The following is a 7,592-nucleotide window of genomic DNA, read 5'->3' on the forward strand; positions in this document are numbered from 1 at the left end:
CAAAGGCAGTGAATTAAACGAACGTTTAATGAATATTCGTGATGATTTATTGACCCAGCAATTATTGACCTTTACCAAGCGGCCATACGTTGGTTTTAAGTTATTAATGCAACAAGAAAAAGAGGCCAAAATTGATCTGAAATATACGCTAATGATCCACTCTGATAGCTTAGAAAGCCTAGAACACGTCGATAAAGGACTACTAGAAAAGTATTCACCAGCAGAACAGCAAACGATTACGAGAGCAGTCAAAGACCTACGGACAATCATAGCAGTTAAGCAAGTCATTCAAACGCAATACCATGAAGTATTGAAAAGAGCCTTTCCTAATGGTGATTTAGATGATCTTTCACTAGTTAGACAAGAACAGGCCTATACAGCCGTGATGTACTATGATCCAACTTTAAAGCCATTAAAAGTCGAAACAATGGCACAATGGCAAGAAAACCCACCGAGGGTTTTCAGTACCCAAGAACATCAATTAGGGTTAGCTTATTTATCGGGACAGCTTAGCTTAGATCAGTTAGAGAATCATCACTTACAACGGGTTTTAAAGCATGACGGCACTAAACAACTCTTTTTGGGTGAATGTAAAGTCGATCCAACGATTAAGAACAGTCAGATTGAGAAAATCCAAAAACAGTTAAAAGAGCAACAAGCTAAGGACGATCAATATCGAAAATCCCAGCTGGCACATTATCAACCGTTAAATTATAAGCCAGTTAGTCCAAACTACTACTTAAAGACGGCCTTTAGTGACGCGATCATGACTGTTCTATATGCTCGTGATGAAGATTACCAACGACAAAGACAGGCGCAAGGTTTAAAAGAGACTGAGTGGGAAATGGCGAAAAAGCAACGGCAACACCAAACTCGAAATCGGCATGAAGATGGGGGCATGCACTTGTAATCGGAATAAAAAATGCACCGTTAAACCTGGTTAAAAGCGGCTGAACAAGGCAAAACAGAATTAGATCAAAAATTGAATCATAAGGAGTGAACGAACATGACCACTGTTATCTTAGCTGAAAAACCCAGTCAAGCCCGTTCATACGTCCAAGCCTTTCAAAAGAGCACAAAAAAACAGGGTTACTATACGGTTAGTGACCCTGTTTTGCCCGATAATACGCTTGTCACGTATGGTCTCGGACATTTAGTTGAACTAGCCACACCGGATAAATATGATCAGAAATACCAGCAATGGGCCTTATCTAATTTACCGATTTTCCCCGATAAATACAAGTTTGAAGTGTCAGCTAGTAAAAAAGCCCAATTCAAGGTCGTTAAAGACCTGTTAACGAAAGCCGATACCATTATTGTGGCCACCGATAGTGGTCGAGAAGGGTCAAATATCGCGTGGTCGATCATGAACCAAGCGCATATTGATGTTAAGTCGAAAACGATTAAGCGCCTTTGGTTGAATAGCCTAGAAAAAGACGCGATTATTACCGGCTTTAAAAATCTTGGTGATTGGCACAAAGACTATTTGGCTTATAAAGAAGCCCAAACCCGTCAAATTAGTGACTGGTTAATTGGTATGAATGGCAGTCCTTTATATACTTTGTTGTTAAGACAAAAAGGGGTGCGCGGGGTGTACTCAATTGGTCGCGTGCAGACGCCAACCTTGTATATGGTTTATCGAAGAGACCAGGCAATCAAAAACTTTAAGCCGGAACCCTATTTTGAACTAAATGCGGAAATTTTAGCCAATCAGCAAAAATTCGCCGCGAAATTAGACCCCTATCAGCGGTTTAAAGACGAAGTAGGGCTAATGACATTCATGCAAGCTAAACACGTTCAGAAAGGCTCACAGGACGGTTTAATCAAGAACGTCCAAAAACAAGGTAAAAAGCGTGCTAGTCCCCAACTATTCTCGCTATCCAGTCTGCAAAGTGCGATGAATAAACGGTATCATGCCAGTGCCAGCCAAACCTTAGCGGCCATTCAGAGTTTGTACGAAGCCAAGTTCCTTAGCTATCCCCGAACCGATTGTGCTTATATCACTGATGAAGAATTTGAGTATTTAGTGGCTAATCTGACGAAGTATCTGGGGTTAGTCTCTAAGCAAGTCGCTTTAACCAATACCACCCCGAATAAACGTTACGTCAATGGGAAAAAGGTTGAAGAACACTACGCTATTATCATGACTAAAGTTGTGCCGACGAAAAATCAATTAGCGGCCTTACCTAAATTACAGCAACAGGTCTATGACTTGGTTTTAAGAACGACGTTAGCGATGTTTGCTGATCCGTATGAGTACGAGGAAACCACCATTATCACCCAAGTTGGTGGCGCCAATTTTAAAGCAACGGGTAAGGTCCCAACGAAGCAAGGTTGGCAAGCATTATTTGATGATCACACAGCCGACCAGCAAGCAGCAGCAACTTTACCGCTCGTTCACCAAGGCGATCAAGTCCAAGCAAACCTGCAAACGCCGCAAAAAGAAACGACACCACCGGTACCCTTTACCGAAGGTACCCTGATTACGGCAATGAAAACCGCCGGTAAAACGCTTGATGATGAAGAAGCCCAAGCAATTCTCAAAGACGTGCAAGGTATTGGGACAAGTGCAACCCGGGCAAATGTGCTGGAAGTGTTAAAGAAGCGCGGCTATCTCGTCACTGAAAAGAACAAGTTACACGTCAGTGAAGCAGGGATTACTTTATGTAAAGCGGTCGAACTCGAACCCTTGCTAACTAGCCCAGAGATGACAGCGAAATGGGAGCAAGCGTTACAACAAATCAGTACCGAAGAACGTACCCCAGATAACTTTTTGAACCAAATCAAAAAGTTCGTGGCAAAGTTGATTGCTGATGTTCCCACGCAATTGACTGGCAGTGCAGCCATTAAGCAACAAATCGATCACCAACAGCAAGCGCAAAAAGCCGCCGAAGTATTCTTAGAAACACCGCAAGCGACCGTTTTAAATAAACAGAAGTTTTACATTGTGAAGCCCAAGCAAGGTGAAGATTTTACCTTACCTAAGAAATGGAGTAGCAAGACGCTCGGGAAGACCGCAATTAAAGCGTTAGTTACCAAGGGTGAAACCAGCAAATTAAAGGGTTTCAAGAGCAAAAAAGGGAAGTCGTTTGACGCCAAGCTAAAACTTGACGGCCATAAATTAAGTTTTGATTTTGATTAGAACCTGCCTACCGCCCTACACTACGTTCCGGTTGGTGAACCCGTCATTTAGGTTCACTTTGACAACCCTAAAAGTAAACCTAAACAACGGGTGAGATTAGCAAAGCAAAGGAGATCATAAAATGAACAACGAATTAGCAGTTTTAGCCAGTGAATTACCCGTTTTGCAGACTAAAGGAGTCTATAAGTATTTAAAAGAAATTACTGGAAATGGGGCTTATTATCAAGTGGCCTGGCAAAAATTAGCCGATGGCTACGTTGCCCTTTATGGTACGACCTCGATTCAAATAAGATCATTGCCGACATTGAATGATATTTTTGAAGATGAGGAGGGGTAACTCATGCCAAACAAAGCAGATGTTAAGGCTTGGAAAGCACAATTAGTCGCCCAGGCTGAACAGCAAATCCTAAAATTAACTGATAGTGACCAATTTAAAAAGTATCTCAATACCCTGGCTAAATTTCATCGTTATAGCGCCAGAAACATTGATTTAATTTATGCGCAAAATCCTCAAGCCACTCAAGTCGCCGGTTTTAAGCAATGGCAGAAGGCTTTTAACCGCACCGTCAACCGGGGCGCAAAAGCGATTCGGATTGCGGCTCCGATCATTAAGAAGCTAACACCAGCCGAGCAGAAGCATCTTGATACCACCGATGAGCGCGCCATTGTCGGTTATCGCTATCTACCCGTCTTTGATGTGGCACAAACTAGCGGTGAACCAGTGTTAAGTGCTAAAGACTTTGTCAAAGAAAATTTGGCCGATCATCAGAATGTGACAAGCTTATATAACGCGTTCAAAGATTATTTAAACCAGCAAACCGACCTTAAAGTCAGTGAAGTGCCTTTAGCGACGCTAAATGGGGCTAAGGGGTATTTTCAACCCAGCACTAATGAAATCGTCATTGGTGGCGATGAGCCCGACAATGCTTTGAAACTAAAGACGTTATACCACGAATATGCGCATAGCCAGCTACACGGCTTAAAATCAGCCTTTAAAGATCGGCCACGAGCCTATCAGGAAACCCAGGCCGAAGCGGTAGCATATGTTGCCATGCAAAATATTGGCGTTGATACCAGTAACTATTCACTCGGTTATGTGGCCACCTGGGCTAAAGATAAAGCCGTGATCCATAGTGCTTTAAGTGAAATCCAGCAAGTTAGCAACAAAGTGATTGAGCTTAGCGATGGCTTAACCAAACAATTAGGCTTGCAAGAAGCACAAGAAGGACCTGAGCACGATTTAAAAATGCTAGCAGCCCAGTCACTGAATAAGTCCTATCAAAGCTTGCAACAACAAATCCAACAGGCAACTAGTCCACAACAGAAAGCGCAATTTAAAAACCAGTTAAACGATGTGCACCAAGAAATTAGTGATCGAACTCAAAAACAACTGAAAGCATTTGCTGAACAGAATCCGGAAATCAAACAACCCGAATCCAAACTTGATCAAAGTTTAAAACGTTAGCCAGTTTTTAAAGGGCATGCTATAATGTAATAGAAAAAGGAAGCCCTGCTGAAGACAGGACTTCCCATGCAAGCCGCTTCAAAGGCGGTGGCGAAGTTAATAAGACAGCATTAAGCTACCCTGTAACCTACCAAAGTTACGCAGGGCGGCTTTTTTATTTGTGGTGCTTGTCGATATAGCTGAGTAGCGCGATTAAAAACGTGCCAAACAGCAACATCAACGAGAGTGTCTGGAAGACGCTCATTGACTGTGAAACCTTCCTGAAGATTATTCCATGTTCCCATGGGCCTCACCTCGCAAGGGAAAAGACAGCCACCGCCCTTAAAACTTCCTGCGTAATCCATTATACAAGTGAATTAAGAATTGACCAAACACAATAAAAATTAAGTCATGGGGTTTCATAGGATCCTAAATTTGATCAAATTAAGAATCAGCAAAACATCTTTTGTAGATACCCTTTTTTTAGTTCCTGGAGTTTTTCAAGCTTACGCTGATTGGTAGCGATAGACATGTCGATTCTCCAAAGCAAGAGTGAAATGTTAGGTTGTTCTCTGTATGTGGGATAATATCCTTCAAAGTTCAAAACATCTGACTTTGAAAGATTTGTTTGTCCAACACCATCATCAAACCTCAAAAAATACGGATTGCGATTTACAACATAATACAAAAACTTTGAATCAATATCAGCTTTAGTTGTAAAGGCAGCTATCCGTTGATTTAAGGTGTACATATTGTTCCTATAAACATAAAATGCGCGCGAAATAGCTTTTCCATTCGGAACACCACTTAAGACAAATGCAATGTCACCTTTTTGCAATGGGGAAATATTCATATTAGAATATTTTTTTATCTCATCTTGTGTTGAGACAAATTTTGAGTTCACGACAATATATTTTCCCTGAGGATCTATAGCTTTTTCATGGGCCTTTCCGTTTTGTATTTGGCAACATTTGATAACTTACGCTGTTCCCAAGCGTCAGCAAACCCTGCAAATCTTAATTGTGGGAACTTGCTACCATTTTTGGGGAACAATTTCTGCAAATAGCCCTGTTTAAGTTTCTTAAGCTTAGCTAACTTACGCTGATGAAGGGTAATAGTGTCGTCGAGTTGCTTAAAGAATAATCCTATTGTAAACTGTTTGTTTATTGGAGGGACTAGTATATTCAATTTTTAATTTCTAATATTGGAACTAAATTAGTGATGACTGATCCGGGATTAGTACTAGTTTTTCAGAAAATCATCTATTGTAAATTGAAGAGAACATTCGGAATCCGTTATTCAATTATTTATTCTAAATCTGATTAACGCTTGATTAAACACAACTTTATCAATATTGTTAGGAATACTAGATACTATATCTATTGTTCCAACACTACTCATAATAAAACTATTTGAGGGTAACTCCAACTTTTTTAATTTTCTTACAGGTCTCACAACTTGGCTTTGATTCAAAACGACATTAAAGCGTTCAACGTCTAAGTATCACATTTTCAAATTTTTATGCCCATGTGCCTTTTACCATCTACTATTTATTGATTGGGAATAAAAGGGAAATGTAAATCGAACTCAGAATGTTGATCGAACGGAACTTTCGAGCGATATAGAAGATACAAATTGTCATTTTTTGACTTTTTTATTTGTACAACTAGGTGGATAATGGGATTAAAGGCAATGGAGGGGCTTAAAAATGAGGGTAAAACATGTTTGGGTAAAAGGATATCGGAACCTAAGAGAAACTGATTTTTCTGTTTCTGAAAGGCTAGTCCTTATTGGCGAGAATAATAGTGGAAAATCAAATGTCCTCAAAGCGATTACATATCCAATGTCAACAGGCGATGAGGGCCCTTATGTCCGATCAATGTCTCCGCGAGATCTTAATGATCTGGACAAGGAGGAGTACTTTGCCTTTTTGAAAGAGCATATCAAGGATTTAGTTGATCAAGATGTGCTTCCGGAACTATTAAAAAAATTTGAGTTAATAATTCCTAAAATTATCATTCGCCTTCAATTTGAAGTAGACAGAAACTCGATGTTTTATTTTGAAAAGTTGTGTACTAAAGGAGAAAATGAAGAGCTTACATATGAGTTAGAATTCCGTTATCAAATTCAGGATTTGAACAAGTTAATTGAGCGTTTCAAGGAATTAATGGTGGCTAGTCCCAACCAAGAATTTGATGTAATGCAATATCAAATTAATTTACTTCCAGCTAGTTTATTTAAGAGTAGTATTCGGGTGCCAGGTAAAGGTGAACCAGTCACATATGATCTGTTGAAAAACATGAAATCATATGCGCTTATTGCAGAGCGTGATGGATTCTCAAGTACTCGGAAAACAGTTGGATCTGCCGCAATTGTAGAATTGCTGAATCGCAATATTAACGATGAAAGTAAACTTAAAATCGAAGACGGTTATCATCAATTTTTCGAACAAGTAAAAGGCTCAGCAAAAATGGAGGAAGTCTTTAATTGGCCAAAATATTCAATTAAGTATGAAAATGCGGATCAATTTCTTGGCGAAATTTCAATTTTACCAAACATGCCCCCTATGAACAGATTACTGAACAGTATTCAGCTTGGATACGCTCAGGAACCCTTGTCTCAACAGGGGCTTGGATACCGAAATTTGGTTTATTTGATGGCAATGATTAACGCTCTGGAGAATGACGATGAAACACCCTTTGCAGCATTGACAGTGGAAGAACCGGAAGCACATTTAAGTAATGAAAATCAAAAACTGTTGATGGGATTCTTAGACGCTACTTCAAAAGCTGCAAAGAATGTTCAACTTATGTATTCTACCCATAATACTAATTTCTTGTCTAAGGATTCTCTAGATGACATTGTGGTTATGAATGAAGGACAAGGAATTGCGCTTTCTACTGCGATGGAAAAAGATGATCTATTATATCTTATGAGAAATCCAAATATGGATCGCGCGTTTTATAATCAAGTTAGCCAAATACTTTTAGCTAATTGATAAAATAA

At 39.8% G+C, this 7,592-nt stretch carries 6 protein-coding genes and 2 pseudogenes; 5 read left to right on the top strand and 3 right to left on the bottom strand.

Going from position 1 to position 7,592, the window contains the following annotated elements; translation table 11 throughout:
- The 4 genes and pseudogenes from FC07_RS03795 to FC07_RS03810 all read left to right on the top strand — a co-directional run.
- Positions 1–910 (top strand): annotated as a pseudogene (locus tag FC07_RS03795) (MobQ family relaxase); the annotation flags it as partial.
- A gap of 96 nt (positions 911–1,006) precedes the next feature.
- Positions 1,007–3,142: a type IA DNA topoisomerase gene (locus FC07_RS03800; RefSeq protein WP_057903800.1), complete on the top strand. Its 2,136-nt coding sequence runs from the start codon at positions 1,007–1,009 to the stop codon at positions 3,140–3,142.
- Positions 3,143–3,263: 121 nt separating this feature from the next.
- Entirely contained in the window at positions 3,264–3,479 is a 216-nt protein-coding gene (locus FC07_RS03805) for a hypothetical protein (protein WP_057903801.1), read from the top strand.
- A gap of 3 nt (positions 3,480–3,482) precedes the next feature.
- Complete coding sequence (locus FC07_RS03810; protein WP_057903802.1) at positions 3,483–4,607, top strand: ArdC-like ssDNA-binding domain-containing protein; 1,125 nt, start codon at positions 3,483–3,485, stop codon at positions 4,605–4,607.
- Positions 4,608–4,761: 154 nt separating this feature from the next.
- Here FC07_RS03810 and FC07_RS16340 read toward each other — a convergent pair whose 3' ends face one another.
- From FC07_RS16340 to FC07_RS16155, 3 genes and pseudogenes are all read right to left on the bottom strand, one after another.
- Positions 4,762–4,851: a putative holin-like toxin gene (locus FC07_RS16340; protein ID WP_021353390.1), complete on the bottom strand. Its 90-nt coding sequence runs from the start codon at positions 4,849–4,851 to the stop codon at positions 4,762–4,764.
- A 186-nt stretch (positions 4,852–5,037) separates the two neighbouring features.
- A complete protein-coding gene (locus FC07_RS16150; RefSeq protein ID WP_083483188.1) occupies positions 5,038–5,562 on the bottom strand; it encodes a restriction endonuclease subunit S in 525 nt (174 codons plus the stop codon).
- Positions 5,550–5,768, bottom strand: a pseudogene (locus FC07_RS16155) (restriction endonuclease subunit S); the annotation flags it as partial. The gene FC07_RS16150 and the pseudogene FC07_RS16155, both read right to left, overlap by 13 nt.
- A gap of 526 nt (positions 5,769–6,294) precedes the next feature.
- Between FC07_RS16155 and FC07_RS03825 the strand changes: the two are divergent.
- On the top strand, positions 6,295–7,584 hold the full coding sequence (locus FC07_RS03825; RefSeq protein WP_057903805.1) for an ATP-dependent nuclease: 1,290 nt from the start codon (positions 6,295–6,297) through the stop codon (positions 7,582–7,584).
- The last annotated feature ends 8 nt before the right edge of the window (positions 7,585–7,592 follow it).

The organism is Loigolactobacillus bifermentans DSM 20003, assembly GCF_001434575.1.
Classification (GTDB): domain Bacteria; phylum Bacillota; class Bacilli; order Lactobacillales; family Lactobacillaceae; genus Loigolactobacillus; species Loigolactobacillus bifermentans.